The sequence below is a fragment of the Streptomyces noursei ATCC 11455 genome, assembly GCF_001704275.1.
GTDB lineage: Bacteria > Actinomycetota > Actinomycetes > Streptomycetales > Streptomycetaceae > Streptomyces > Streptomyces noursei.
Window position 1 is genome coordinate 4,819,569 of sequence record NZ_CP011533.1, and the last position, 25,496, is coordinate 4,845,064.

A 25,496-nucleotide genomic window follows, 5' to 3' on the forward strand; every position below is an offset into this window, starting at 1 on the left:
GCACAACCAGCTCAGCAGCCGGGGGAGGTCGGCGCGTAGTCATGCACGTATCGCATCTGTCGCTTGCCGACTTCCGCTCGTACGCCCGGGTCGAGGTCGCGCTCGATCCGGGCGTCACGGCGTTCGTGGGCCCCAACGGGCAGGGCAAGACGAACCTGGTCGAGGCGGTCGGCTATCTCGCCACGCTCGGCAGCCACCGGGTCTCCTCGGACGCGCCGCTGGTGCGGATGGGTGCGGACCGGGCGATCATCCGGGCCGCGGTCGTCCAGGGCGAACGCCAGCAGCTGGTGGAGCTCGAACTCAACCCGGGCAAGGCCAACCGCGCCCGGATCAACAGATCGTCGCAGGTCAGGCCGCGTGACGTGCTGGGGATCGTACGGACGGTGCTGTTCGCGCCCGAGGACCTGGCGCTGGTCAAGGGCGACCCCGGGGAGCGCCGGCGGTTCCTCGACGAGCTGATCACCGCCCGTGCGCCGCGGATGGCCGGCGTGCGCGCGGACTACGACCGTGTCCTGAAGCAGCGGAACACCCTGTTGAAGACGGCGGCGCTGGCCCGTCGGCACGGCGGGCGGCAGATGGACCTGTCGACGCTGGACGTCTGGGACCAGCATCTGGCCCGCGCCGGCGCCGAACTCCTGTCCCAGCGGCTCGACCTGATCGCCACGCTGCGGCCGCTGGCGGACAAGGCGTACGAGCAACTGGCGCCCGGCGGCGGACCGTTGGGGCTGGAGTACCGCGGTTCCGCGGGCGAGGCGATGGCCGCCGCCACGAACCGCGAGGAGCTGTACGGCGCGCTGTTGGCGGCGCTGGGCGAGGCCCGCAAGAGCGAGATCGAGCGCGGGGTCACGCTGGTCGGGCCGCACCGGGACGACCTGCTGCTGAAGCTCGGCCAGCTGCCGGCGAAGGGCTATGCCAGCCACGGCGAGTCCTGGTCGTACGCGCTGGCGCTGCGGCTGGCCTCGTACGAGCTGCTGCGCGCGGAGGGCAACGAGCCGGTGCTCGTGCTCGACGACGTCTTCGCCGAGCTGGACGCGCGGCGCCGGGAGCGGCTGGCGGAGCTGGTGGCACCGGGCGAACAGGTGCTGGTGACCGCGGCGGTGGACGACGATGTGCCGGGAGTGCTGGTGGGGGCGCGGTACGCGGTCTCCGGCGGCACGGTGGAGAGGGTCGACCGGTGAGCGAACCGCAGCCGGAACGGCCCAAGACTCCGGAACTGTCCGGTGTGGACCTCGCCCGCCAGGCGCTGGTGGCCGCCAAGGAGCAGGCGCGCGCCCGGGGCGCCGCCGCCCAGCAGAAGAAGCAGGCCCGCCGCGGTGGGCTGCGCTCGGGCGCGCGGGCGGACGGCCGGGACCCGCTGCCGCTGGGCGCCGCGATCAACCGCCTGATCACCGAGCGCGGTTGGGAGACCCCGGCGGCGGTCGGCGGGGTGATGGGGCGCTGGCCGCAGCTGGTGGGGCCCGAGGTGGCCCAGCACTGCGAGCCGCAGCGGTACGACGAGGACGCCCGTGTGCTGACGGTCCAGTGCGACTCGACGGCATGGGCGACGCAGCTGCGGCTGCTGGCCCCGACGCTGGTCGCCCGCCTCAACGAGGACCTGGGCCACGGCACGGTCAAGATGATCAAGGTGCTGGGGCCGGGCGGTCCCGCGCGCCGGTACGGACCGCTGCGCGCACCCGGCAGTCGGGGCCCCGGCGACACCTATGGCTGAGTGCGACGGCATGGCCGGGCGCGTGTGCCGAGGGGGGCGGTGTTTCACGTGAAACACCGCCCCCCTCGCGCTTTCTCGGCTGGTCAGGGGCTGTTTCACGTGAAACGACGCACTCTTGTGCGGGCCTTGTAAACACGTGTGACGCATGAGACTCCGCTCACGGTAGCCGGCGGTTGACAGCCCGAAGCGCTGAGTGCCCGTGTGAGCGCCCTGAGGCCCCGTCTCGCATATGGGGAGTCGGCGGACGTCAGTTCAGGGCGGCACATGACGACTCAGGTGCCTGCAAACCCCCATGAGTGTCGGCGCTACCGGTAGACTGGTAGCAATCCCGCCCACTCGCGGAACAAGTCGAACGACGAGCCGCTCCCACCTGTCCTTCGCGGGGAGATCGCAACAGGTGCGGAAGGGCTCGTGCTGTGCCAGAAAGGGCGCTTCGTGGCCGACTCCGGCGACCTCAACGAGATCAACATGGCTTCTACCGAAGAGGGGGGTTCGGCCGGCGCCGTGGGCGACTCCTCGGTGGAGAAGTCGTACGACGCCAGCGCGATCACCGTCCTTGAGGGCCTGGACGCGGTTCGTAAGCGCCCCGGCATGTACATCGGCTCAACGGGCGAGCGCGGCCTGCACCACCTCGTGCAGGAGGTCGTCGACAACTCCGTCGACGAGGCGCTGGCCGGCTACGCCGACACCATCGAGGTGACGATCCTCGCCGACGGTGGCGTGCGGGTCGACGACAACGGCCGCGGTATCCCCGTCGGCATCGTGCCGTCCGAGAACAAGCCGGCCGTCGAGGTCGTGCTGACGGTCCTGCACGCCGGCGGCAAGTTCGGCGGCGGCGGCTACGCGGTCTCCGGTGGTCTGCACGGTGTGGGTGTCTCCGTGGTGAACGCCCTGTCGACCCGGGTCGCGGTCGAGATCTGCACGGACGGCTACCGCTGGACCCAGGAGTACAAGCAGGGCGTGCCCACCGCCCCGCTGGCCAAGCACGAGGCCACCGACAGGCACGGCACCTCGGTCACCTTCTGGGCCGACCCCGAGATCTTCGAGACCACCACCTACAGCTTCGAGACGCTGTCCCGGCGCTTCCAGGAGATGGCGTTCCTCAACAAGGGGCTGACCATCTCGCTCAAGGACGAGCGCCCCGACCACGTCGACGAGGACGGCAAGCCGCTCTCGGTGCGGTACCACTACGAGGGCGGCATCGTCGACTTCGTGAAGTACCTCAACTCCCGCAAGGGCGAGCTGGTGCACCCGACGGTGGTCTCGGTGGAGGCCGAGGACAAGGAGCGGAACCTCTCCGTCGACCTCGCGATGCAGTGGAACACCCAGTACAGCGAGGGTGTCTACAGCTTCGCGAACATCATCCACACCCATGAGGGCGGTACCCACGAAGAGGGCTTCCGCGCCGCGCTGACCGGCCTGATCAACCGCTACGCGCGCGACAAGAAGCTGCTCCGCGAGAAGGACGACAACCTCACGGGCGAGGACATCCGCGAGGGTCTGACGGCGATCATCTCGGTCAAGCTCGCCGAGCCGCAGTTCGAGGGCCAGACCAAGACCAAGCTGGGCAACACCGAGGTGAAGACCTTCGTCCAGAAGGTCGTCCACGAGCACCTCAACGACTGGCTGGACCGCAACCCCAACGAGGCCGCGGACATCATCCGCAAGGGCATCCAGGCGGCCACCGCCCGGGTCGCGGCCCGCAAGGCGCGCGACCTGACCCGCCGCAAGGGGCTGCTGGAGACGGCGTCGCTGCCCGGCAAGCTGAGCGACTGCCAGTCCAACGACCCGACCAAGTGCGAGATCTTCATCGTCGAGGGTGACTCCGCCGGTGGTTCGGCCAAGTCCGGCCGGAACCCGGAGTACCAGGCGATCCTCCCGATCCGCGGCAAGATCCTCAACGTCGAGAAGGCCCGGGTCGACAAGATCCTGCAGAACAACGAGGTCCAGGCGCTGATCTCGGCGTTCGGCACGGGCGTGCACGAGGACTTCGACATCGAGAAGCTCCGGTACCACAAGATCATCTTGATGGCGGACGCCGACGTCGACGGTCAGCACATCAACACCCTGCTGCTGACCTTCCTGTTCCGCTTCATGCGCCCGCTGGTCGAGGCCGGCCACGTCTACCTCTCCCGCCCGCCGCTGTACAAGATCAAGTGGGGCCGGGACGACTTCGAGTACGCCTACTCCGACCCGGAGCGGGACACGCTGATCGAGCGCGGCAAGCAGAACGGCAAGCGGATCCGCGAGGACTCCATCCAGCGGTTCAAGGGTCTCGGCGAGATGAACGCCGAGGAGCTGCGCGTGACGACCATGGACGCCGACCACCGGGTGCTCGGCCAGGTCTCGCTGGACGACGCGGCCCGCGCGGACGACCTGTTCTCCGTCCTCATGGGCGAGGACGTCGAGGCACGCCGCTCGTTCATCCAGCGCAACGCCAAGGACGTCCGCTTCCTCGACATCTGAGCCCTGTCGGCCCGCACACCAGCCGCAGCTCGAAAGGACTTTGAACCACCATGGCCGACGAGAACCCCCCTGTGACCCCGGACGGCGTGACCGCCGAGGGCGCGCCCGCCACCATCGAAGGCGTCGGAATGCGCGTCGAGCCCGTCGGGCTCGAAACGGAGATGCAGCGCTCCTACCTCGACTACGCGATGTCCGTCATCGTCTCGCGTGCGCTGCCCGACGTCCGCGACGGCCTCAAGCCGGTGCACCGCCGCGTGCTCTACGCGATGTACGACGGCGGCTACCGCCCCGAGAAGGGCTTCTACAAGTGCGCCCGCGTCGTCGGCGACGTCATGGGTACGTACCACCCGCACGGTGACACCTCCATCTACGACGCGCTGGTCCGCCTGGCCCAGCCGTGGTCGATGCGGATGCCGCTGGTCGACTCCAACGGCAACTTCGGCTCCCCGGGCAACGACCCGGCCGCCGCCATGCGGTACACCGAGTGCAAGATGGCGCCGCTGTCGATGGAGATGCTCCGGGACATCGACGAGGAGACCGTCGACTTCCAGGACAACTACGACGGCCGCAACCAGGAGCCGACGGTCCTGCCGTCCCGCTTCCCCAACCTGTTGATCAACGGCTCGGCCGGCATCGCGGTCGGCATGGCCACCAACATCCCGCCGCACAACCTCCGCGAGGTCGCGGAGGGCGCGCAGTGGGCACTGGCCCACCCGGAGGCGTCCAGCGAGGAGCTGCTGGACGCGCTGATCGAGCGGATCAAGGGCCCCGACTTCCCCACCGGCGCGCTGGTGGTGGGCCGCAAGGGCATCGAGGAGGCGTACCGCACCGGTCGCGGCTCCATCACGATGCGCGCGGTCGTCGAGGTCGAGGAGATCCAGAACCGCCAGTGCCTGGTGGTCACCGAACTCCCCTACCAGGTCAACCCGGACAACCTCGCGCAGAAGATCGCCGACCTGGTCAAGGACGGCAGGATCGGCGGCATCGCGGACGTCCGCGACGAGACCTCCTCGCGCACCGGCCAGCGGCTGGTCATCGTCCTCAAGCGGGACGCGGTCGCCAAGGTCGTCCTCAACAACCTTTACAAGCACACCGATCTGCAGACCAACTTCGGCGCGAACATGCTCGCGCTGGTCGACGGCGTGCCGCGCACCCTCTCCCTGGACGCCTTCATCCGGAACTGGGTCACCCACCAGGTCGAGGTCATCGTCCGCCGGACGAAGTTCCGGCTGCGCAAGGCCGAGGAGCGGGCCCACATCCTGCGCGGTCTGCTCAAGGCGCTGGACGCCATCGACGAGGTCATCGCGCTGATCCGCCGCAGCGAGACGGTCGAGGTGGCCCGCGAGGGCCTGATGGGCCTGCTGCGGATCGACGAGATCCAGGCCAACGCGATCCTGGAGATGCAGCTCCGCCGGCTGGCCGCCCTGGAGCGCCAGAAGATCACCGCCGAGCACGACGAGCTCCAGCGCAAGATCAGCGAGTACAACGCGATCCTGGCCTCCCCCGAGCGGCAGCGCCAGATCATCAGCGAGGAACTGGCCGCGATCGTCGAGAAGTTCGGCGACGACCGGCGCAGCAAGCTGGTGCCCTTCGAGGGCGACATGTCCATCGAGGACCTGATCGCCGAAGAGGACATCGTCGTCACCATCACCCGTGGCGGCTATGTGAAGCGGACGAAGACCGACGACTACCGCTCGCAGAAGCGCGGCGGCAAGGGCGTACGGGGCACCAAGCTCAAGGAAGACGACATCGTCGACCACTTCTTCGTCTCCACCACCCACCACTGGCTGCTGTTCTTCACCAACAAGGGCCGGGTCTACCGCGCCAAGGCGTACGAACTCCCGGACGCCGGACGGGACGCCCGCGGCCAGCACGTGGCCAACCTCCTGGCCTTCCAGCCGGACGAGCAGATCGCGCAGATCCTGGCGATCCGCGACTACGAGGCGGCGCCGTACCTGGTCCTCGCGACCAAGGGCGGCCTGGTGAAGAAGACCCCGCTCAAGGACTACGACTCGCCCCGCTCCGGCGGCGTGATCGCGATCAACCTCCGTGAGCGGGAGGACGGCACGGATGACGAGCTGATCGGCGCCGAGCTGGTCTCGGAGACCGACGACCTGCTGCTGATCAGCAAGAAGGCCCAGTCGATCCGGTTCACCGCGACCGACGAGGCGCTGCGCCCGATGGGCCGGGCCACCTCCGGCGTGAAGGGCATGAGCTTCCGCGAGGGCGACGAGCTGCTGTCGCTGAACGTGGTCCGGGAGGGCACCTTCGTCTTCACCGCGACCGACGGCGGCTACGCCAAGCGCACCGCGGTCGACGAGTACCGCGTCCAGGGCCGTGGCGGCCTCGGCATCAAGGCCGCCAAGATCGTCGAGGACCGGGGTTCGCTGGTCGGGGCGCTGGTCGTCGAGCAGACCGACGAGATCCTCGCGATCACGCTCGGCGGTGGCGTGATCCGTACGCGGGTCAACGAGGTGCGGGAAACCGGCCGTGACACCATGGGCGTCCAACTGATCAACCTGGGCAAGCGGGATGCCGTCGTCGGCATCGCGCGCAACGCCGAGGCCGGCCGCGAGGCCGAGGAGGTCGACGGGCCCGACGGGCCCGACGGGCCCGAGGAGACCGGCGCGGCCGAGGAGTCCGGGGCCACCGCAGTCGAGGGCGGGCAGCCCGCGGCGGAGTAACACGAGGAGTAGGTCGTGAGTGGAGCCACGGGCGCTGCGACGGGAGATGCGGGAGTCACTTCGGACTCCGCGGCGGAACCCGCAACCGAAAGGGAACGCAGCGCCCGTGGCTCCGTCGCGTCCGACGGCATCCGGGACGAGGGCGCCCATGAGGGGGGAACCGTGACGAATACCCGACAGCCGCAACCCCAGCCCCAGCCACCGGCGGGGGTCGGTGGCCAGGGACAGCCGCAGGGCGGCGTACAACAGCCCTACCAGCCGCCCCAGGCGTACCACCCGGGCGAAGCCGGCCAGGCCGTGCGCAAGCCCCGTACGGGCGCCAGCACGGCGCCGAGGACGCGCAAGGCCCGCCTCCGGGTCGCGCGCACCGATCCCTGGTCGGTGATGAAGGTGAGCTTCCTGCTGTCCATCGCGCTGGGCGTCTGCACGGTGGTGGCGGTGGCGGTGCTGTGGATGGTGATGGACGCGATGGGCGTCTTCTCCACGGTCGGCAAGACCATCAGCGAGGCGACCGGCTCCGCCGAGGGCGGTGGCTTCGATCTGCAGTCGTTCCTCTCGCTGCCGCGGGTACTGCTGTTCACCTCGATCATCGCGGTGATCGACGTGGTGCTGGCGACCGCGCTGGCCACCCTCGGCTCGTTCATCTACAACCTGTCAGCGGGCTTCGTGGGCGGCGTGGAGCTGACGCTCGCGGAGGACGAGTGAGCGCTCCCGGAGGGGGGCCTGCGCCGGGCGTTCCCAAGGCATCGGGAACCGATTTTGGGAACGCCTCTGAAGTGCGCTAATCTTCTGGTGCAGCGAGCGAGCGGCTATAGCTCAGACGGTTAGAGCGCTTCCCTGATAAGGAAGAGGCCCCAGGTTCAAGTCCTGGTAGCCGCACCGCACAGTCGGCCCGGTCGGAGATTTCTCCGGCCGGGCCGATGCTTTTGCCCGCCGCGCGGTCTTTTCGGGGTGGGGGAACCGGACCCGGGTGTGATTCGTTGTGAGGGGGCGGGAGTTGGGGCCTTCGAGCACCTCCGGATGAGGTGTTGCCGAGTGCGGGCTAGATAACCGATCGGTATCGACCGGTGTGTATCATCGGCCGACATAGGGTCCCCTACGTCAACGAAAGACGAGGTCGCGCGGTGAAGAAGCTTCTCCTGGTCGCACTGGCCGCCATCGGCGGGCTCCTCGTGTACCGCCAGATCCAGGCGGATCGCGCCGAGCAGGATCTGTGGACGGAGGCGACCGACTCCGTGCCCGCAGGTTCGGGTGTGTGAGACCACACGCACAGCACATTTCGTATGGACCCCGGTTGCCCATGGGCGACCGGGGTTTCGTACGTACCGGGGCGGGAACCGGGCTTTTGAGTTTGCTATCGCACATTGATGGGTTGCAGCGGCAAAGCCGCTGGTCCTGAAGTCGATGTCCGGGCTGTGGCCGGCAGACGCGAAGGGGACGAGGACATGGCACGACCACCACGCAGGGGGGCGGTGGCGCCGGCGGTGGGGGTACCCCGTGCCCGAACCAGGGCGAGAGCCTGGGGGAGGGCGCTGCTGGCCCTGGCCGCGGCGGTGCTCCCGGTCGCGGCGGCGCTTCCGGCCACGGGGGCCCCGAGGGCAGCGCCGGCCGCCGACGGCAGTGGACTGGTGATGGTCCTCGACTCCTCCGGCTCGATGGCCGGGAGCGACGGGGCCGGCAGCACCCGCATCGCCGCCGCCCGCCGGGCCGTCGGCACACTCGTGGACGGCCTGCCCGAGGGCTATCCCACCGGCCTGCGGGTCTACGGCGCGGACAAGCCCAAGGGGTGTGACGACACCCGGCTCGCCCAGCCCGTCGCCCCGTTGGACCGGGACGGCCTCAAAAAGGCCGTGGCGGGCGTGCGTCCCCAGGGCGACACCCCCATCGGGCTCTCCCTGACCAAGGCCGCCCAGGACCTCCCCAAGCCGGCCGCCGGTGGCGTCGGCAAGCGCACCATCGTGCTGGTCTCCGACGGCGAGGACACCTGCCACACCCCGTCGCCGTGCCAGGTCGCCTCCCAACTCGCCACGTCCGGCGGCGATCTGCACATCGACGTCGTCGGCTTCCAGGTGGCCGGCAGCGCCCGCGCCCAGTTGGAGTGCATCGCCAAGTCCGGCAACGGCCAGTACTACGACGCCCCCGACGCCCGGTCGCTCTCCCGCCAGCTCCAGCGCGCCGGCCAACTCTCCGCGAACGGCTACCGGTTCCAGGGCAAGCAGGTCCGCGGCACCGACGACCGGACGGGCGCACCGGTCGTCGCCGCCGGGCAGTACCTGGACAGCATCGGGCCCAACGAGAAGCGGTACTACGCCGTCGATCTGGACGCCGCCTCGACGGCCGACTTCTCGGCCACCGTGGTGCCACCGTCCGGCGCGGCGATCGACTACCTCGACACCCTGCGCACCCAGATCGTCCGGGACAAGGACGGCAGTTGCGAGTCCTCCACCGCCCTGTTCGGGCAGCGGGAGGGCGCCACGCCGCTGACCTCGGGCGTCAGCCGCATCCCGACGCAGAGCGGCACCGGAACCTGCGACAAGGCGGGCCGGTACTGGCTGGTCGTCGAGCGCCATGCGGACACCGGATCAGACGCCGCACGCTGGCCGATGGAGCTGATGTTTCACGTGGAACATCCGCTGGCGAAGGGCACCACCCCCGCACAGTCGTCCCCGGAGTACGGTGCGGGCGGCAAGAACGCCGAGCTGCCCACCACGGCGCCCAAGGACGTCACCGGCGGCACCGGATTCAACGACGCCCGCCCGTTGAGCGCGGGCGTCTGGCGGGACCAGATCCTCCCGGCGCAGACGCTCTGGTACAAGGTGCCGGTCAGCTGGGGCCAACAGCTGCGCTACGACGTGGAGTTCGCCAGTGAACCACGATCCGAGGGCAGCTCCCACACCTCGTTCGGCAGCACCCAGGTCTACACGCCGTTCCGGGCCCCGGTCGGCAGCGGAACCGGCGTCTTCAATCCACAGGTGCCCTACAACGGGCGGCCGGCCTCGCTGAGCATGGGGACGGTGCCGGTCTCCTGGACCAACCGCTACGAGACCCACCCCAACGTCATCCCCGTCCACGCCAAGGGCGACTTCTACATCGCGGTGACGCTCGGCGCCAGGGCCGCCCAGGTCGCACAGGACCCGCGGATCGGCGTGGTGCTGCGGGTCGCCGTCCTGGGACGGGCCAAGGCCGGGCCTGAGGCCGGTGCCGCGGCGATCAAGGGGCAGGCACCCGACGGCGATTCGGGCCCCACCACCGACAGCGCGGCGGGCGGCGGCTGGTCCGGGCTCCGGGTCGCCGGGGTCTCCGTGGGCGTGGTGGGCGTCCTGATGCTGGCCGGGCTGGGCACGGCGTACGCCCGGGCCCGCCGGAAGCCGGTGCCGGGCGACGCACGGTGAGCGCACGCCCAACGGGACGGCGGGCGCTCACCGTCCCGGCGGCGCTGACCGTGCCGGCCCTCCTGCCGGGAGCGCTGGGTGCGGTGCTGTCCGCCGTCCAGCAGACCACCCAGGCGGCGCCCCGCCGGTCCGTGCCCCCGTGGGACGGGTAGCCGGCCGGGCGCGGGTCAGCCGGCGAGCAGTGACCACACCCCGATCGCGATGCACAGCAGCGCCACGATCAGGATCGGGATCGCGACCTTCGGGGGCGGTCCCGGTTTCCGTACCGGCCCGGCCGGGGGAGGCACCGCCGGCACCCCGACGCCTCCGGTCGGCGGATGCTGCCCCGGCAGCGGCGGCTGCCCGGCGGTGTACGGGCGGGTCGCGGACGGCTCCGGGCGTGCCGCGGCCGTCGGCTCGTACCGCGGCATCGGGGCCGGGGCGGCCGGCGCCGGCGGCGGGGTCCGGGGCGGGGTGGTCGGCGGGGCCGGGACGGTGCCGCGCGGCGGGGTGCTCGGCGGTGGGGCGGTCGGTGGTGGGGTGGTCGGCGGGGCGAAGGGCGGCGGGGTGCTCGGCAGTGGCGGGACGGACGGCTCCGGCGGCGCGAGGTGGAAGCTCCCGGTGTCCGACAGGGGCGCCGGGACGGCGTCCGTGCCCTGACCCCCGGTGGTCCCGACGGTCCCCGTGGCCCCGGCGGCGGCCACGCCGGTGCGCCCGGTGGTGTCCCCGCCCGGCGCGCCGCGCAGCGGCCCGTCCGGACCGAACCCCGACGGCAGCGGCCCGATGTGGTCGAAGACCTCGACGACCTCGTCCTCCAGCGTCACCTCCGGCAGCAGGTCGGCCGCCGCCAGCAGCGCCTTCCGGGCCCCCGTCGCGGTCCTGAACCGGGCGTCCGGATCCGGGTGCAGCAGCGACGCCAGCACCTGCCACAGCGGCTCCGGCACGTCCTCGGGCGCGTTCGGTATGCCGCCGTGGTCCATGAACCGCCGGACCAGCGCCTCGGTGTCCGGCTTGGCGCCGGTGATCAGGCTCAGCGCGACCAGCCCGGCCGCGAACAGGTCCGCGGGGAAGTCCGGCTCGGAACCCAGCATCTGCTCCGGCGCGAAGTAACCCGGCGTCCCCACCACGTAGTTGGTCTCGGTCAGTCGCGGCTCGCCCTTGCGCATCGCGATGCCGAAGTCGGACAGCCGCAGATGCGGACGGCCGGTGCCGGTGGCCTCCAGCAGGATGTTGGCCGGCTTGATGTCCCGGTGCACCACGCCCTCGGCGTGCACGGCGGTCAGCCCGGCCAGCAGCTGGTCCATCAGCGCACACACCATCCGCGGCGGCAACGGGCCGTAGTCACCGATCAGATGGGCCAGCGAGCCGCCGTGCACCAGATCCATGGTGAACAGCACCTTGTCGTCGTCCGCCGCCCAGCTCGCCGGGGCCAGTACGTGCGGATGGTCGATCCGCAGCGCCTGTTCGCGGACGAAGCGCAGCAGCGTGTGCGCATCGCTCTGCTGCAGCACTTTGGCCGCCACATAACGGCGGCGCCGGTGGTCCCAGGCGCGCCAGACCGCGCCCACCCCGCCCCGACCGATCGGGTCCACGAGCTCGTACCGACCGGCGAAGATCTCACCCATTGCGCCCCGTCCGCTGCTGGATCCGACTCCCTGCGGCCAACTCGCCTGCGGCCGACCGCGCTTGGCCCTAGCTCTGGTGCGACTCGTAGTGGGCGACCGCGTCGGCGGTGCGACCGGCACCGTAGACCCGGAGGAACTCTGCCAGTTCGGGGTGGGTGGCGGCGAGGTTGTTCGCCGCGTCGATGATCTCGCCGGCGTCGGAGACCGACCGCAGCAGCGACTGGATCTCCCGCACCACCCGGCGCACGGTGGTGGCGCCCGTCGACGACGTGTTCTGGGTGGTGTTGTTCAGCACCGACCCGCCCGCCGTCTTCTTGATCTCCTCCATCCGGTCGGTGGCCTCGGCGGCGCTGACCCGACCGTCCGCGACCTGACCGGCCAACTCCTGCAGCGCCTGGACCCGCTGCACCACGGCCGGGTTGCCTATCTTCGCGCGCTGCCCGCTCATCAGCTGGGACAGCATCGGCGCGGACAGACCGAGCACCGCGGCCAGCCGGGCCTGGTTCAGCCCGAGGTCGTCGATGAGACGGCGGAACAGCGCGCCCAGAGGTTCTCCGTACCAACTGCGCTGGAGCTCCCGGGCCCGCGCGGTGGCTTCCTGCTGTGCTGCATCCATGCCGTCTCCCCTGTATCCCCGATCGCGCTTCGCTGCCGCGAATCTCGCGAAGCATCCTACGGAGAGCGACGGTGCGCGGCGATACCCGGTCGGGAAAGCACCCCGACACCGGGTACCCTGTTCGGCGAAGGGGCCTTAGCTCAGTTGGTAGAGCGCTGTCTTTGCATGGCAGATGTCAGGGGTTCGACTCCCCTAGGCTCCACCCCCAAACCCCTCCGACCTGTGGGAACGCAGCCGGAGGGGTCTTTTTGTGCGCCGCTGAGGGCCGGGCCGTCGCGGCGGCCCGGCCCTCACCGCCGGCCCGTGGCGCCCGCGCGGAAGATCAGCAGGACCGCCGCGAGCCCGGCGACGACGAGCACCGCACCCGCGTCCCGCGGCCCGCCCAAGGTGCCCAGGACCGCCACGCCCAACGCCGAGCCGGCCTGCCGGATCCCGTTCAGGGCGCCCTGCGCGGTGGCGGCCAGCTCGGCCGGCGCCTCGACGGCCATCGCGGCGGCGGCACCCGGGATGGAGAGGGTGCCCGCGGCGGCGAGCGCCAGCTCGGCCACCACCAGCAGGGGCAGCGGCGGCCGGTCGCCGGCGAGCAGCAGCAGCCCGCCGGCCAGCGCGGTGGCCGCCATCCCGGCCAGCAGCACCGGACGGGCGCCGTGCCGGGCCACCAGCCGTCCGGTGAAGAACGGCATCACGCACACCGGGAAGGTGAGCGGCAGACAGGCCAGCCCGGCGGCGGGCGGCGAGAGCGCGTAGGTCCGCTGCAGCCACAGGGCGAGCAGGTACATCCCGCCGAAGTAGGCGAAGCAGGACACCGCGGCGGCCAGCATGGCGGTCCGGACCCGGGGGAGTGCGAGCAGCGCCGGTGGCAGCACGGGCGCCGCGACCCGGCGTTCCACGGTGGCCAGCGCGACGAAGGCGACCACCGCGGCCGCGAGCGGCCCCCAGGCGGACGGCGCGGACCAGCCCTCGATTCCGGCCTGGACCAGGCCGAAGGTGAGCGCGCCGAGCGCGCCGGTGGACAGCAGCAGCCCGGACCGGTCCAGGGCGCGCGGCGCGGCGCCGGCGGCCCGCGGAGCCGGCGCCGGGAGCCGGCGGGCGAGCAGCAGCGCGGCCAGCGCGATCGGCGGGTTCACCAGGAACACCAGCCGCCAGCCGCCGAGTTCGACCAGACCACCGCCCAGCACCGGGCCGGCCGCCGCGCCCAGTCCGCTCAACGCGGTCCAGACGCCGATCGCCCGGGTGCGCCGCGCGGGGTCGGGATAGAGCGCGATGAGCAGCGCCAGCGAGGCCGGCACCAGCCCGGCGCCGGCCGCACCCAGCAGCGCCCGCCCGGCGATCAGCGCGCCGGCACCGGGCGCCGCGGCACAGAGCACGGACAGCACGGCGAAGCCGCTCAACGCCCCGACGTACATCCGGCGCGCGCCCCACCGGTCGGCGAACACCCCGGCGGCGAGCAGCAGTCCGGCGAAGACCACGGTGTAGGCGTCGACCGCCCAGGGCAGCGCGGCGGCGGCCGGGTGCAGCGCGCGCCGCAGGTCGGGGAGGGCGACGTTGAGGACGGTGGTGTCGAGGAGGACGAGCAGATTGCCGGCGGCGATGCCGGCGAACGCGAGCCGGGATCGGGCGGGTGCCGGTGCGAGGGCGCCGGTGGCCGGCGCGCGGGTGTCGGTGGTCATGGCAGCACGGTCGCCCCGGACCGGCCCGGCCCGCGACGCCGCACTTCCGATGTCCCCATCGGAAACCTCGATGGCCGGTGGCATCCTTGCGGGGTGGACTCCCGCTACCTTCGCGCCTTCGTCGCCGTCGTCGAGCACGGCGGAATCTCCGCTGCCGCCCAGGAGTTGGGCTACGCCCAGTCCAGCGTGAGCGCCCAGCTCAAGCGCCTGGAGGCGGAGCTGGACGCGACGGTCCTGGTGCGGGCCGGTACGGGCGCCACACTCACCGACGCCGGCCGGCGCCTGCTGCCGCACGCCCGCGAGGCGCTGGAACTGGACGAGCGGATGCGCCGGGCCGCCCGCGGCGAACGCCCCCGACTGCGCATCGGCGCCCAGGAGTCGCTGGCGCACGCCTGGATGCCGGAGGTACTGGCGGCCCTGGAGTACGGCGCGGCCGGGCCGGGCACCAGCACCGAGGTCGAGCTGACGGTCGGCAGCCGCGAACGGCTGCAACGGGCCTTCGGCGCGGGCGAAGTGGACGTGGTGTTCCAGTACGACAACGGGCGGCGGGCGGTCGGCCCGCACGCCGTCGTCGGCCATGACCGCACGGTCCTGGTGGCGGGGCCCGGCCACCCGCTGGCCCGGCAGGAGCGGGTGACGCCGGAGCACCTCCTGGACTGCCCGTTCCTCGTCGCCGAGCGGGGCTGCACCTGCGAGATGCTGGTGGACCACCTGGGCCGGGACCTGCTCGCCGGGGCGCACACCGCGACGGTCACCGGCTCGCTGTCCGCGCTGCTCCGGCTGACCGCCCACGGCCAGGGCGTCTCGCTGCTGCCGGCGCTGGCGGTCGCCCGGGAGCTGGAACAGGGCGACCTGGTCACCCTCCGGCTCGTCGAGCCGCTCCGCCCGGTCAGCATCATCGCCCAGTGGCACCCCCGCCTCGGCCTCGCCGAACGGCCCCTGCGGGCCCTCCTCGACCTGGCCCGGCGGGCCGACCCGCTGGCCGGGCAGGGGAGCCGGGCCGAGGTGTCCTGACCTGCCGCCCACCGGGCCCGCGCCGGCACCCGCCGACGGGCCCCGCCCCGCACCAGTGCGCGGCCCGTCGACGGGTGCGAAAGGGGGTCAGGCGGTGCTGCCGCCACGCCGTTCGTCGGAGTCGGACTCGGCCTGCTTGGCCTGGACCTCGGGGTCGAGTGAGGTGCCCTGACTGCCGTCCACGGCGCTCAGGTGGCCGCGGTCGCCGACCTCGGTGGGCGCCGGCGGCTCGACCAGCCAGTCCGGGTTGGCCTGTTTGTCCCACCACTTCCAGGCGGCGACCGCACCGGCCACCACCAGGCCCAGCAGGGCCAGCCGCCGGGCGGCCTTGCCGCAGGCCGCCCGGCGGCACTGCTTCCTGTGCAGCTTCTCGACCTCCGCCGCCGTCACCTCCCCGCGGAGCGCGGCCAGCGCCACGGCACCCCGGGCCAGCGCCTCCTCGCGCACCGGCTCGGCCGCCGCCCGCGCGGTGACCATCGCGTTCTCCAGACGCGGGGCGGTGTAGTCGGCGGCCTGGCGGGCCGCCTGACGGGTGCGGACGGCGGCCCGGGTCGCCACCGCGTCCACCTTGGGCGGCAGTGCGCCGCGGGCGTGCTCGATCCGGGGCTGCAGGTGGGCGTCGTACTGGGACCGGGCCTGCTGGGCCGCCTCGGCGACCTTGGGAGCCAGCCGGGTGCGTGCCTCGTGCGAGTAGTGGACGGCGGCGTCCTTGGCCGTACCGGCATAGGGAGCCACCACCTCCGCTGCGTGCCGCACGCTGTCCTTGGCTGTGTGGGTCGCGGCGCGCACGCTGTCCTTGCGGGTCACGGGGATCCTCCTCCTCGGTGGGGTTCCTGGTCTGGGGGCTGCTCCCCCACCTGTGCTGTGTCGCCTGTCCACCCGATTGACGAGCATGCCCGCTCGCTGTCCGCACGGCATGTGCGAGCGGGCATCCGGGTCATCGGGGACTTTCCGGAGTCTTGTGACGACCATGCCACGCGGCGTTGTGTCCTGCGCGGGAAATCAGTGCGAACCCCGTCAAGTGGTGGCGGCCCGGCGCCCGGCGACGGTTCATGACAGGATCGGTGACCGTCCGCGAAGACTTATGGAAGGTAGATCGTGGCTGAGCAGCTCTACGCCACCCTGAAGACGAACCAGGGCGACATCGAACTCCGGCTTCTGCCGAACCACGCCCCCAAGACGGTCAAGAACTTCGTCGAGCTCGCCAACGGCGAGCGGGAGTGGACCGACCCGAACACCGGTCAGAAGACCACCGCCCGTCTCTACGACGGCACCGTCTTCCACCGCGTGATCAGCGGCTTCATGCTGCAGGGCGGTGACCCGCTGGGCAACGGCACCGGCGGCCCCGGCTACAAGTTCGCCGACGAGTTCCACCCCGACCTGGCGTTCAACAAGCCGTACCTGCTGGCCATGGCCAACGCCGGCCCGGGCACCAACGGCTCGCAGTTCTTCATCACCGTGGCCCCGACGGCCTGGCTGACCGGCAAGCACACCATCTTCGGCGAGGTCACCAACGAGGCCAGCAAGAAGGTCGTCGACGCCATCGCCGAGACCCAGACCAACCCGCGCACCGACCGTCCCGTGCAGGACGTCGTCATCGAGTCGGTGGTGATCGAGACCCGCTGACCCGGGTCTTGCGCCCCGGACCGATCCGGGGAACCATCGCGCCCCGTCCGGTCGTAGATGATAGAGACGGGGCGCGAAGCTCGTTGTGGGGCGGTGGCCGGGCGACGGGCGGGCGGGGCGCGAAGCTCGTTGTGGGGCGATGGCTGGGGGCGGGGTGCGCCCGCGTCCCGGCGAGAACGAGGACTTGAGGGGACCGATGGACCAGCCAGGCAGCCCGCAGGAGCCGCAGCAGGCGCACGGCCACGACGGCCTGCCCGGCTGCCACCGCCACCCGGACCGCCCGACCGGCATCCGCTGCACCCGCTGCGAGCGGCCGATCTGCCCCGAGTGCATGATCAGCGCGTCGGTCGGCTTCCAGTGCCCGGAGTGTGTCCGCACCGGCGGCGGCAGCGGCCCGGCGCCGCAGGCCAGCGCGCCGCGCACGATAGCGGGCGGCACCCTCACCGCCGACCCCCGGCTGATCACCAAGATCCTCCTGGGCCTGAACGTCGCCGTCTTCATCGCGGTGCTCGTGGCCCAACAGGCCGGTACGGACCTGGTCAACCGGCTCGACCTGATCGGCCTGGCCATCGACCCCAGCCGCTATCAGCTGGTCGGCGTCGCCCACGGCGAGTGGTACCGCCTGCTGACCGCGGTCTTCCTGCACCAGCAGATCGCCCACATCGCCTTCAACCTGCTGTCGCTGTGGTGGCTGGGCCCGCCGCTGGAGGCCGCCCTCGGCCGGCTCCGCTTCACCGCGCTCTACCTGCTCTCCGGCCTGGGCGGCAGCGCCCTGTCCTTCCTCATGGCGGCCCAGAACCAGCCCTCGCTGGGGGCGTCCGGCGCGATCTTCGGGCTGTTGGGCGCCACCGCCGTGCTGATGCGGCGGCTGCGGTACGACATGAAGCCGGTCCTGATCCTGCTCGCCCTCAACCTGGCCTTCACGTTCCTGTGGCCGAACATCGCCTGGCAGGCGCACGTCGGCGGACTGGTCGTGGGCGCCGCGGTGGCGTTCGGGATGGTGCACGCGCCGCGGGACCGCCGGACGCTGGTGCACGTCGGGACGTGCGTGGTCGCCCTGCTCGCGATCGTCGCGGTGGTGTGGGTACGGGCCCTTCAGCTGGTGGGTTGAGGCCCCGCGGGGTCACGTTGTCCACAGTCCGTGAAGGATCTTGTGCATGCTGTGCGGAAGCCGGCCCCGACACCCCGCAGAACGGCGTTTCCGCAGGAAGGGGCGGGGGCGGGGGCCGGCATCGGGGGGTACTGCCGGTCACACCGGCGTCAACCTCCCGAGGGTTATCCACAGATCTTCTGAAGTTTTCCCCGACTGTGGATAACTGTGTGGATGGCCTTGGGTAGGGCTTGCGCTATCTCCAGGAGGGGCGCGCTACTTCCACTGCGTGGAGACGCCGAAGCCCACCGCGATGAAGCCGAAGCCGCACACGATGTTCCAGTTGCCCATCGCCTTGATCGGCAGATCGCCCTCGGAGACGTAGAACAGCACGATCCAGGCGAGCCCGATCACGAACATCGCCAACATCAGCGGCGCGACCCAGCCACGACCTGAATTCATCTTCAGGCTGGTGGTCTTCGCCGGCGGCGGCGTGAAGTCGTCCTTCTTGCGGATCCGTGACTTCGGCACGAGGAACTCTCCTGTCGATGTGCTGCTCCCCCACTCCCGACGGTGAGCGGGTGGTCTCCCCGCCGCACGGGAGCGGTACGGGTCGGGAGCCAGGGTACGGACACGAGGGGAACGGATTTCCTTCCCAGGCGTCCGTTAGCGTAGTGCTTCCGCGGCGTCGTAAGGAGTAAGGGTACGTTGAGCACTTCCGCCGGCTCCCCCGGGCGCCCTCCACGTCCCCGGCTGCGGCCCGTCCGACTCCTCACCCTCCTCGTCTTCGCGCTCGCCGGCCTGATGTTCTGGCTGAGCTTCGACACCGCCCGCGGCACCAACCTCCGCTCGGACGACTCGATGCTGCGGCTGTCCGACCTCATCCAGGAACGCAGCCACAAGAACGGCGCCCAGGACGAGCGCAACGCCGGCCTGCGCGCCGAGGTCGACGCCCTCGCCCGCCGCGACACCAGCCCCTCCGCCACGGGAGAGGCCATGCTCAAGGGCCTGGAGCAGAGCGCCGGCACCAAGCCGCTGTCCGGCCAGGGCCTGACCGTCACCCTCACCGACGCCCCGCCGAACGCCACCGCCAAGATCCCCGGCATCCCCGAACCCCAGCCCAACGACCTGGTCATCCACCAACAGGACCTCCAGGCCGTGGTCAACGCCCTGTGGAACGGCGGCGCCAAGGGCATCAAGGTCATGGACCAGCGGCTGATCTCCACCAGCGCGGTCCGCTGCGTCGGCAACACCCTGATCCTCCAGGGCCGGGTCTACTCCCCGCCCTACAAGATCACCGCGGTCGGCGACCGGGAGGCTCTCAACCAGGCGCTGACCGCGTCCCCCGCCATCCAGAACTACCTCCAGTACGTCAACGCCTACGGGCTCGGCTGGAAAGTCGACCAGCACGAGGCGGTGACTCTTCCCGGCTACTCCGGCACAGTGGATCTCCACTACGCACAGCCTGTGAAGCCGTAGCCCGCGGACCGCGGGCCGGCGGGGAGGGGCGGTCCGATGACGACGCGCTGGATCGTACGGACGGCCAGCGAAATCTGCCTCACCGCCGGCACACTGATCGTCCTCTTCGTCGTCTACCTCCTCTACTGGACCGGCGTCCGGGCGGACAGCGCGATGGACAGCGAGATCGGCCGGCTCCAGGACCAGTGGTCCACCGGCCCGGTCGCCGCCGGCGCCCCCGCCCCCACACCCACCGCCCCGCCCCGCCGCTACGAGCCCGGCCGCTCCTTCGCCGTCATGTACATCCCCCGCTTCGGGCCGGACTGGGCCAAGCCCGTCCTGGAAGGCACCGGAACCGGCGTCCTCCAACGCGGCCTGGGCCACTACGACCGCACCGCCCGGCTCGGCGCCACCGGCAACTTCGCCGTGGCCGGCCACCGCCGCACCTACGGCGACCCCTTCAAGGACTTCCCCCGGCTGCGCCCCGGGGACGCCGTGGTCCTCACCGACGGCACCACCTGGTTCACGTACCGCATCGACAACCAGCCCTACACGACGCTGCCCACCGACATCGGCGTCATCGACCCGGTGCCGCGGAAGTCCGGCTTCACCGGCCCCGGCCGCTATCTCACCCTCACCACCTGCGAACCGGAGTGGGGCCACAGCCACCGGCTGATCGCCTGGGCACACCTCGATTCCACCCAACCCGTCACACAAGGAAGGCCATCGGCTTTGACCGGCTGACCCACGTGCGCACAGCCTCTCCCCTTACTCTGGTGTCGCAATCGACATCGTCAACGGCATCGGCAAGGGGACAGCGACACCATGTACGGCTGGATCTGGCGGCATCTGCCGGGCAACACGTGGGTGAAGGCGCTGATTTCCGTGGTGCTCGTCCTGGCGGTGGTCTTCGTGCTCTTCCAGTGGGTCTTTCCGTGGGCGGAGCCACTGCTCCCCTTCAATGACGTCACTGTCGACCAAGGGATGGCAGCCACCCGATGACCGCACGGATTCTCGTCGTCGACAACTACGACAGCTTCGTCTTCAACCTCGTCCAGTACCTCTACCAGCTCGGTGCCGAATGCGAGGTACTGCGCAACGACGAGGTCGCCCCGCGCCACGCCCAGGACGGCTTCGACGGCGTGCTGCTGTCCCCGGGACCCGGTACCCCCGAGCAGGCCGGCGTCTGTGTCGACATGGTCCGGCACTGCGCCGACACCGGCGTCCCGGTGTTCGGCGTCTGCCTGGGCCTGCAGTCGATGGCCGTCGCCTACGGCGGAGTGGTGGACCGCGCCCCCGAACTGCTGCACGGCAAGACCTCGCCCGTCCTCCACGAAGGCGCCGGCGTCTTCGCCGGACTGCCCTCGCCCTTCACCGCCACCCGCTACCACTCCCTGGCCGTCGAACCGGACACCGTCCCCGACGAACTGGCCGTCACCGCCTGGACGGAGGCCGACGACGCCCCCGGCGGCCGGATCATCATGGGGCTGCGGCACCGTGAACTCCCCGTGGAGGGCGTGCAGTTCCACCCCGAGTCGGTACTGACGGAATGGGGACACCGGATGCTGGCCAACTGGCTGGTGGAGTGCGGCGACAAGGAAGCAGTGGAGCGTTCGGCGGGGCTTGCCCCGGTGGTCGGCAAGGCCGGCGCGTGACCGCGCTACGCCCCGAGCACGGAGGACGGCCCTACGAGCCGTACGAGGAGCAGCCGTACGCGCCATCCGACCCGTACGGGCAGTCCGACGCGTTCGAAACGGCCGTGGGGCGGCTCGACGACCCGCTGAACGACCCCCTGCCCGGCCGCTCCCCGGCACCCCACCCGGCCCCCTACGGGCAGCAGGCACCGACCGCCCCCGCCGGCGGAGGCACCGCGGCAGAGGGCTCCCCCTGGTTCCGGCCCCGCCAGGACCCCGCGGCCTCCGGCCGCCCCGAGCCGCCGCCGACTCCGACGCCGCCGCGCAGACCGGCCCGGCACCGCAAGCCCGGCCCCGAGGACGCGACGCCCGGCCCGCTGCCCTCGCGCACCTACGGCTCCGAAGCCGACGCCTACGGTCAGGTGAACGGCGGCCTCGGCCACGGCAGATACGCCCCGCCCGCGGAGCCGATACCCGATCCACGTGGCGTCGCGGAGGCCCTCACCGCGCCCCTCCCCACGATCCCCCCACTGCTTCCCTCCCGGTCCGGCCGCCCCGTGCGCCCGGCGCCGGCCGGGGTTCCCTCACAGTCGGACGACGCGACCATGGCGCTGCGTCAGGCCGAGCAGTCCGGCGACGACACCGTTTCACGTGAAACCAGCGCGACCGTTTCACGTGAAACCGACGCCGACACCGCCGTTTCACGTGAAACCACGACCGCCGCCCTGGCGACGGGTGGCCGCGCGGCCCGCCGCAAGGCCGCCCAGGCCGCCGCCAAACGCGGTGGGCGCCACGGCCGTCGCAGTGCCCGCACCGCCTCCGCCTCGGCCGCCACGACGGACGCCGAGGCGCCCAAGGTCCCCATGACCCGGGTCGAGGCCCGCCGGGCACAGCGCGCCGCCAAGGACAGCCCCGGCCTGATCGCCAGCCGCGCACTGGGCGAAGTGTTCATCACCCTCGGCGTGTTGATGCTGCTGTTCGTCACCTACCAGCTGTGGTGGACCAACGTGATGGCCGACGAGGAGGCCGGCGGCGCCGCCAACAACCTTCAGCACCAGTGGGAGCAGGGCGGCGGCGAGAAGAAGAACCTCGCGGACGGCGAGCGCTTCGGCATCATGTACATCCCCAAGCTCGACGTGAAGGCCCCGATCGCCCAGGGCATCGACAAGCACTCCGTTCTCGACCACGGCATGATCGGCCACTACGACGCCGCCAGCGGCATCAAGACCGCGATGCCCTGGGACAAGGCCGGCAACTTCGCCGTCGCCGCCCACCGCAACACCCATGGCGAGCCGTTCCGTTACATCAACCGCCTCACCAAGGGCGACAAGATCGTCGTCGAGACGCAGAGCGCCTACTACACCTACGAGATGGAGAGCGTCCTCCCACAGACCTCTCCCAGCAACACCAGCGTGATCGGCCCGGTCCCGCCCGGCTCGGGATTCACCGGCCCGGGACGGTACATCACCCTGACCACGTGCACCCCGGAGTTCACCAGTACCTATCGGTTGATCGTCTGGGGCAAGATGGTGGACGAGCGGCCACGGAGCAAGGGCAAACCGGAAGCGCTCGCCGGCTGAGCGGACAACTGAAGGGGAGCTAACCGGTGACTGCCAGCGGAATCGACGAGGACCGCGACCGGTCCGCGATGTCACCGGAGCCACGCCGGGGGTGGCGCACCTTCGCCTCCGTCGTCAGCGTCATTGGTGAACTCCTCATCACGACCGGGCTGATCCTGGGCCTGTTCGTCGTCTACTCGCTGTGGTGGACCAACGTCCTCGCCGACCGCGAATCCCACAAGCAGAGCGACCAGGTCCGCAAGCACTGGGCCGCCGCGCCACCGGGCCCCAAGGGGCCGGGAGCGCTGGACACCAAGGACGGCATCGGCTTCCTGCACGTACCGGCGATGGACAACGGCGAGGTGCTGGTCAAGAAGGGCACCGACAACGACATCCTCAACGAAGGAGTCGCCGGCTACTACACCAAGCCCGTCACGTCCGCCCTGCCGCAGGACAAGCAGGGCAACTTCACCCTCGCCGCGCACCGCGACGGCCACGGCGCGAAGTTCCACAACATCGACAAGCTCAAGGTCGGCGACCCGATCGTCTTCGAGACCAAGGACACCTGGTACGTCTACAAGGTCTACGCGACGCTCCCGCAGACCTCCAAGTACAACGTGAACGTCCTCGACAAGATCCCGGCCGAATCCGGCAAGCACAAGGCCGGCCGCTACATCACCCTCACCACCTGCACCCCGGTCTACACCTCGGACTACCGCTACATCGTCTGGGGCGAACTGGAACGCACCGAAAAGGTCGACGCGGACCGCACACCCCCCGAGGAACTCCGCTGACCGACCACCCCGCACACGACGGAGCCCCGGCCGCCCTCCAAGGGCAGCCGGGGCTCCGTCGTACGGGGCCGTGCGGGGGCTAGTGCTTCTTCCCCCAGCCGAACGGTCCGCCGAAGATGCCGCCGTCGTTGTTGTTCCCGTTGTCGCCGCCCATGGTGGTCAGGTTCACGGTGGTCGACGCGGGGTCACCCTGCGTCCCCGGCTGCGGGTCCTGGCCCGTGACCACGGCGTTGTCGTCCTGCGGACTGTTGTTGGCGAACTGGATGCTGGTGTAGCCCGCCTGCTGCAGCATCTGCTTGGCGTCCTTCACCTTCTTGCCCGTCACCATGGGCATCTGCGCCTGCGCGGCCTTGCCCACCGTCAGCGTGACCGTCGAGCCCTGGGCCACCTGCTGGTTCCCGTCCGGACTCTCACCGACGACCTTGCCGTTCTGCGCCGGGTCGGTCACGTTCTGGTCGGGTCCCCGCCTGACGATGAAACCCTGGTCCTGGAGTTGCTTCTGCGCCGCGGCGTAGTCCTGGCCCTTGACGTCCGGCACGGTCGCCTTCGGCGCCGCCTTGGCCACGGTCAGCGTGATCTGGGTGTCCTTGGTCACCTGGGACTGCGCCTTGGGGTCCTGGTCCATGACAACGCCCTGCGTCCGGTCGGACTCCTTCTCCGCCTTGGTGACGTTCTTGAAGCCCTTCTTGTTGAGCTCCTTCTGCGCGTCCTCGAACGGCATGCCCTGCACGTCCGGCACGGCCACCTTCACCGCACCCGAGCACATCGTCACGTGGACCGTGGCGCCCTTGTCGATCTTGGTGTCGGCTGCCGGGTCCTGCGAGGTGATCTGGCCCTTCTGGGCGTTGTCGCACTCCTTGCTGCCGTCCTTGACGACCTTGAAGGAGCTGTTCTCGCCGTAGGACTTCGCCTCCGCCAGCGACTTGCCCTCAAGGTTGGGCACCGTGATGGAGTTGCTCTTGTTCCCGCTGAACATCGCCTTGCCGATGAAGATCGCACCGACCAGGACCAGGACCGCGGCCAGCGCCAGCAGGATCGTGGAGACGTTGCTCTTCTTGCCGCCGCCCCGCCGCCGGTCGCCGCGCTCCTCGTAGCCGAAGCCCCCGTCGTCCGGGCTCATCGGCGGCAGCATCGACGTCTTCGGGCCGCCCGGGTCCTGTGCCCGCAGCAGCGTCGTCGGCTGGTCCTGCTCGCCGTAACCCACCGCACCCAGCGCGGTGGTCGCCGCGACCGGCTGGCCGTCCAGCGCCGCCTCGATGTCGGCCCGCATCTCGTCCGCCGACTGATAGCGGTAGTCCGGGTCCTTGACCAGCGCCTTCAGGACGATCGCGTCCATCTCCGGGGAGATCTCCGGATCGAAGGTGCTCGGCGGCTGCGGCTCCTCCCGCACGTGCTGGTAGGCCACCGCGACCGGGGAGTCCCCGACGAACGGCGGCCGCACGGTCAGCAGCTCATAGAGCAGACAGCCCGTCGAGTACAGGTCGGAGCGGGCATCGACCTGCTCGCCCTTGGCCTGCTCCGGCGACAGGTACTGCGCGGTACCGATCACCGCCGCGGTCTGCGTCATGGTCATACCGGCATCGCCCATGGCCCGGGCGATACCGAAGTCCATCACCTTGACCTGGCCGGTACGGGTCAGCATCACGTTGGCCGGCTTGATGTCGCGGTGCACGATGCCGGCGCGGTGCGAGTACTCCAGCGCCTGCAGCACACCGATCGTCATCTCCAACGACCGCTCGGGCAGCAGCTTCCGCCCGGAGTGCAACAGCTCACGCAGCGTCGACCCGTCCACGTACTCCATGACGATGTACGGGATCGACACCCCGTCGACGTAGTCCTCGCCGGTGTCGTAGACCGCGACGATCGACGGATGGTTCAGCGAGGCGGCCGACTGGGCCTCACGGCGGAACCGGGCCTGGAAAGACGGATCGCGGGCGAGATCCGCCCGCAGGGTCTTCACCGCCACGGTGCGGCCGAGACGGGTGTCATGCGCGAGGTAGACCTCCGCCATGCCACCACGGCCGAGCACCGAGCCCAGCTCGTACCGGCCGCCGAGGCGACGCGGCTCTTCCATAAGCTTCTCCAGCCCTCTCCGTCAGTCCCGACCGCACCCGTGTGTGGTCCGGCGGTGTGCTGCCCGGGCATACCGTACCCGGCACGCCGGACCGGACCGGACCGGAG

General features: G+C 71.0%; 23 protein-coding genes and 2 tRNA genes. 19 read left to right on the plus strand and 6 right to left on the minus strand.

Annotated features, from left to right (window positions below; translation table 11 throughout):
• Nucleotides 1-41: 41 nt before the first annotated feature.
• From recF to SNOUR_RS46255, 9 genes are all read left to right on the plus strand, one after another.
• Nucleotides 42-1,178, plus strand: a complete 1,137-nt coding sequence (gene recF / locus SNOUR_RS20345; protein WP_067349229.1) for a DNA replication/repair protein RecF — start codon at nucleotides 42-44, stop codon at nucleotides 1,176-1,178.
• Entirely contained in the window at nucleotides 1,175-1,708 is a 534-nt protein-coding gene (locus tag SNOUR_RS20350; protein ID WP_067349232.1) for a DciA family protein, read from the plus strand. Before recF ends, SNOUR_RS20350 begins: the two co-directional genes overlap by 4 nt.
• A 411-nt stretch (nucleotides 1,709-2,119) precedes the next feature.
• Nucleotides 2,120-4,174 carry a DNA topoisomerase (ATP-hydrolyzing) subunit B gene (gene gyrB, locus SNOUR_RS20355; protein ID WP_067349235.1) on the plus strand — a complete coding sequence of 685 codons (2,055 nt, stop codon included), beginning with the start codon at nucleotides 2,120-2,122 and terminating at the stop codon, nucleotides 4,172-4,174.
• 50 nt (nucleotides 4,175-4,224) lie between these two features.
• Entirely contained in the window at nucleotides 4,225-6,858 is a 2,634-nt protein-coding gene (gene gyrA / locus SNOUR_RS20360) for a DNA gyrase subunit A (RefSeq protein WP_067349238.1), read from the plus strand.
• A gap of 15 nt (nucleotides 6,859-6,873) precedes the next feature.
• Nucleotides 6,874-7,563, plus strand: a complete 690-nt coding sequence (locus SNOUR_RS20365; protein WP_079142800.1) for a DUF3566 domain-containing protein — start codon at nucleotides 6,874-6,876, stop codon at nucleotides 7,561-7,563.
• A 100-nt stretch (nucleotides 7,564-7,663) separates the two neighbouring features.
• Nucleotides 7,664-7,737: transfer RNA gene (locus tag SNOUR_RS20370), tRNA-Ile, on the plus strand.
• A 245-nt stretch (nucleotides 7,738-7,982) separates the two neighbouring features.
• Nucleotides 7,983-8,117: a DLW-39 family protein gene (locus tag SNOUR_RS43170; RefSeq protein WP_003958712.1), complete on the plus strand. Its 135-nt coding sequence runs from the start codon at nucleotides 7,983-7,985 to the stop codon at nucleotides 8,115-8,117.
• 186 nt (nucleotides 8,118-8,303) lie between these two features.
• Nucleotides 8,304-10,250, plus strand: a complete 1,947-nt coding sequence (locus SNOUR_RS20375) for a vWA domain-containing protein (protein WP_079142801.1) — start codon at nucleotides 8,304-8,306, stop codon at nucleotides 10,248-10,250.
• Nucleotides 10,247-10,402 carry a hypothetical protein gene (locus SNOUR_RS46255; RefSeq protein WP_159425886.1) on the plus strand — a complete coding sequence of 52 codons (156 nt, stop codon included), beginning with the start codon at nucleotides 10,247-10,249 and terminating at the stop codon, nucleotides 10,400-10,402. Before SNOUR_RS20375 ends, SNOUR_RS46255 begins: the two co-directional genes overlap by 4 nt.
• Nucleotides 10,403-10,417: 15 nt before the next feature.
• Here SNOUR_RS46255 and SNOUR_RS20380 read toward each other — a convergent pair whose 3' ends face one another.
• A complete protein-coding gene (locus SNOUR_RS20380) occupies nucleotides 10,418-11,854 on the minus strand; it encodes a serine/threonine-protein kinase (RefSeq protein ID WP_067349243.1) in 1,437 nt (478 codons plus the stop codon).
• Nucleotides 11,855-11,921: 67 nt separating this feature from the next.
• A complete protein-coding gene (locus SNOUR_RS20385; protein ID WP_067349245.1) occupies nucleotides 11,922-12,470 on the minus strand; it encodes a helix-turn-helix domain-containing protein in 549 nt (182 codons plus the stop codon).
• Between the two features lie 129 nt (nucleotides 12,471-12,599).
• Between SNOUR_RS20385 and SNOUR_RS20390 the strand changes: the two genes are divergently transcribed.
• Nucleotides 12,600-12,672 (plus strand) — tRNA-Ala (locus SNOUR_RS20390).
• Between the two features lie 88 nt (nucleotides 12,673-12,760).
• Here the strand turns inward: SNOUR_RS20390 and SNOUR_RS20395 are convergent.
• Nucleotides 12,761-14,140 (minus strand): MFS transporter, encoded by a 1,380-nt coding sequence (locus SNOUR_RS20395; protein ID WP_067358553.1) that lies wholly within the window; start codon nucleotides 14,138-14,140, stop codon nucleotides 12,761-12,763.
• Nucleotides 14,141-14,233: 93 nt separating this feature from the next.
• On the opposite strand from SNOUR_RS20395, the gene SNOUR_RS20400 reads away from it, so the two are divergent.
• On the plus strand, nucleotides 14,234-15,154 hold the full coding sequence (locus SNOUR_RS20400) for a LysR family transcriptional regulator (RefSeq protein ID WP_067349247.1): 921 nt from the start codon (nucleotides 14,234-14,236) through the stop codon (nucleotides 15,152-15,154).
• 87 nt (nucleotides 15,155-15,241) lie between these two features.
• Here the strand turns inward: SNOUR_RS20400 and SNOUR_RS20405 are convergent, their stop codons facing one another.
• Nucleotides 15,242-15,961 carry a DUF5324 family protein gene (locus SNOUR_RS20405; protein ID WP_067349249.1) on the minus strand — a complete coding sequence of 240 codons (720 nt, stop codon included), beginning with the start codon at nucleotides 15,959-15,961 and terminating at the stop codon, nucleotides 15,242-15,244.
• Between the two features lie 291 nt (nucleotides 15,962-16,252).
• On the opposite strand from SNOUR_RS20405, the gene SNOUR_RS20410 reads away from it, so the two are divergent.
• A complete protein-coding gene (locus SNOUR_RS20410) occupies nucleotides 16,253-16,780 on the plus strand; it encodes a peptidylprolyl isomerase (RefSeq protein WP_067349251.1) in 528 nt (175 codons plus the stop codon).
• A 196-nt stretch (nucleotides 16,781-16,976) separates the two neighbouring features.
• Nucleotides 16,977-17,891, plus strand: a complete 915-nt coding sequence (locus SNOUR_RS20415) for a rhomboid family intramembrane serine protease (RefSeq protein ID WP_067349253.1) — start codon at nucleotides 16,977-16,979, stop codon at nucleotides 17,889-17,891.
• 255 nt (nucleotides 17,892-18,146) lie between these two features.
• On the opposite strand, the gene crgA is transcribed toward SNOUR_RS20415, so the two are convergent.
• Nucleotides 18,147-18,401 (minus strand): cell division protein CrgA, encoded by a 255-nt coding sequence (crgA, locus tag SNOUR_RS20420; protein ID WP_039634763.1) that lies wholly within the window; start codon nucleotides 18,399-18,401, stop codon nucleotides 18,147-18,149.
• A gap of 177 nt (nucleotides 18,402-18,578) precedes the next feature.
• Between crgA and SNOUR_RS20425 the strand changes: the two genes are divergently transcribed.
• The 6 genes from SNOUR_RS20425 (at nucleotide 18,579) to SNOUR_RS20445 (ending at nucleotide 23,315) form a co-directional block, all read left to right on the plus strand.
• Nucleotides 18,579-19,349 (plus strand): DUF881 domain-containing protein, encoded by a 771-nt coding sequence (locus tag SNOUR_RS20425; RefSeq protein WP_067349257.1) that lies wholly within the window; start codon nucleotides 18,579-18,581, stop codon nucleotides 19,347-19,349.
• Nucleotides 19,350-19,385: 36 nt separating this feature from the next.
• Entirely contained in the window at nucleotides 19,386-20,072 is a 687-nt protein-coding gene (locus tag SNOUR_RS20430; RefSeq protein ID WP_067349260.1) for a class E sortase, read from the plus strand.
• 81 nt (nucleotides 20,073-20,153) lie between these two features.
• A complete protein-coding gene (locus SNOUR_RS47205; protein WP_039634769.1) occupies nucleotides 20,154-20,330 on the plus strand; it encodes a hypothetical protein in 177 nt (58 codons plus the stop codon).
• The gene (locus SNOUR_RS20435) at nucleotides 20,327-20,983 is read left to right on the plus strand and encodes an aminodeoxychorismate/anthranilate synthase component II (protein WP_039634771.1); all 657 of its coding nucleotides are present in this window, start codon (nucleotides 20,327-20,329) and stop codon (nucleotides 20,981-20,983) included. Before SNOUR_RS47205 ends, SNOUR_RS20435 begins: the two co-directional genes overlap by 4 nt.
• A complete protein-coding gene (locus SNOUR_RS20440; RefSeq protein WP_067349263.1) occupies nucleotides 20,980-22,542 on the plus strand; it encodes a class E sortase in 1,563 nt (520 codons plus the stop codon). Before SNOUR_RS20435 ends, SNOUR_RS20440 begins: the two co-directional genes overlap by 4 nt.
• A 26-nt stretch (nucleotides 22,543-22,568) precedes the next feature.
• On the plus strand, nucleotides 22,569-23,315 hold the full coding sequence (locus SNOUR_RS20445) for a class E sortase (RefSeq protein WP_067349265.1): 747 nt from the start codon (nucleotides 22,569-22,571) through the stop codon (nucleotides 23,313-23,315).
• 79 nt (nucleotides 23,316-23,394) lie between these two features.
• Here SNOUR_RS20445 and pknB read toward each other — a convergent pair whose 3' ends face one another.
• Nucleotides 23,395-25,389, minus strand: coding sequence for a Stk1 family PASTA domain-containing Ser/Thr kinase (pknB, locus tag SNOUR_RS20450; RefSeq protein ID WP_067349268.1), 1,995 nt, complete (start codon nucleotides 25,387-25,389; stop codon nucleotides 23,395-23,397).
• Nucleotides 25,390-25,496 lie beyond the last annotated feature (107 nt).

What these genes read in the sequence shown, in the direction of transcription:
- recF (WP_067349229.1), top strand. Translation starts at nt 42, where the DNA reads ATGCACGTATCGCATCTGTCGCTTGCCGACTTCCGCTCGTACGCCCGG.
- gyrA (WP_067349238.1), top strand. Translation starts at nt 4,225, where the DNA reads ATGGCCGACGAGAACCCCCCTGTGACCCCGGACGGCGTGACCGCCGAG.
- SNOUR_RS20375 (WP_079142801.1), top strand. Translation starts at nt 8,304, where the DNA reads ATGGCACGACCACCACGCAGGGGGGCGGTGGCGCCGGCGGTGGGGGTA.
- SNOUR_RS20380 (WP_067349243.1), bottom strand. Translation starts at nt 11,854, where the DNA reads ATGGGTGAGATCTTCGCCGGTCGGTACGAGCTCGTGGACCCGATCGGT.
- SNOUR_RS20385 (WP_067349245.1), bottom strand. Translation starts at nt 12,470, where the DNA reads ATGGATGCAGCACAGCAGGAAGCCACCGCGCGGGCCCGGGAGCTCCAG.
- SNOUR_RS20395 (WP_067358553.1), bottom strand. Translation starts at nt 14,140, where the DNA reads ATGACCACCGACACCCGCGCGCCGGCCACCGGCGCCCTCGCACCGGCA.
- SNOUR_RS20415 (WP_067349253.1), top strand. Translation starts at nt 16,977, where the DNA reads ATGGACCAGCCAGGCAGCCCGCAGGAGCCGCAGCAGGCGCACGGCCAC.
- SNOUR_RS20430 (WP_067349260.1), top strand. Translation starts at nt 19,386, where the DNA reads ATGACGACGCGCTGGATCGTACGGACGGCCAGCGAAATCTGCCTCACC.
- SNOUR_RS47205 (WP_039634769.1), top strand. Translation starts at nt 20,154, where the DNA reads ATGTACGGCTGGATCTGGCGGCATCTGCCGGGCAACACGTGGGTGAAG.
- SNOUR_RS20435 (WP_039634771.1), top strand. Translation starts at nt 20,327, where the DNA reads ATGACCGCACGGATTCTCGTCGTCGACAACTACGACAGCTTCGTCTTC.
- pknB (WP_067349268.1), bottom strand. Translation starts at nt 25,389, where the DNA reads ATGGAAGAGCCGCGTCGCCTCGGCGGCCGGTACGAGCTGGGCTCGGTG.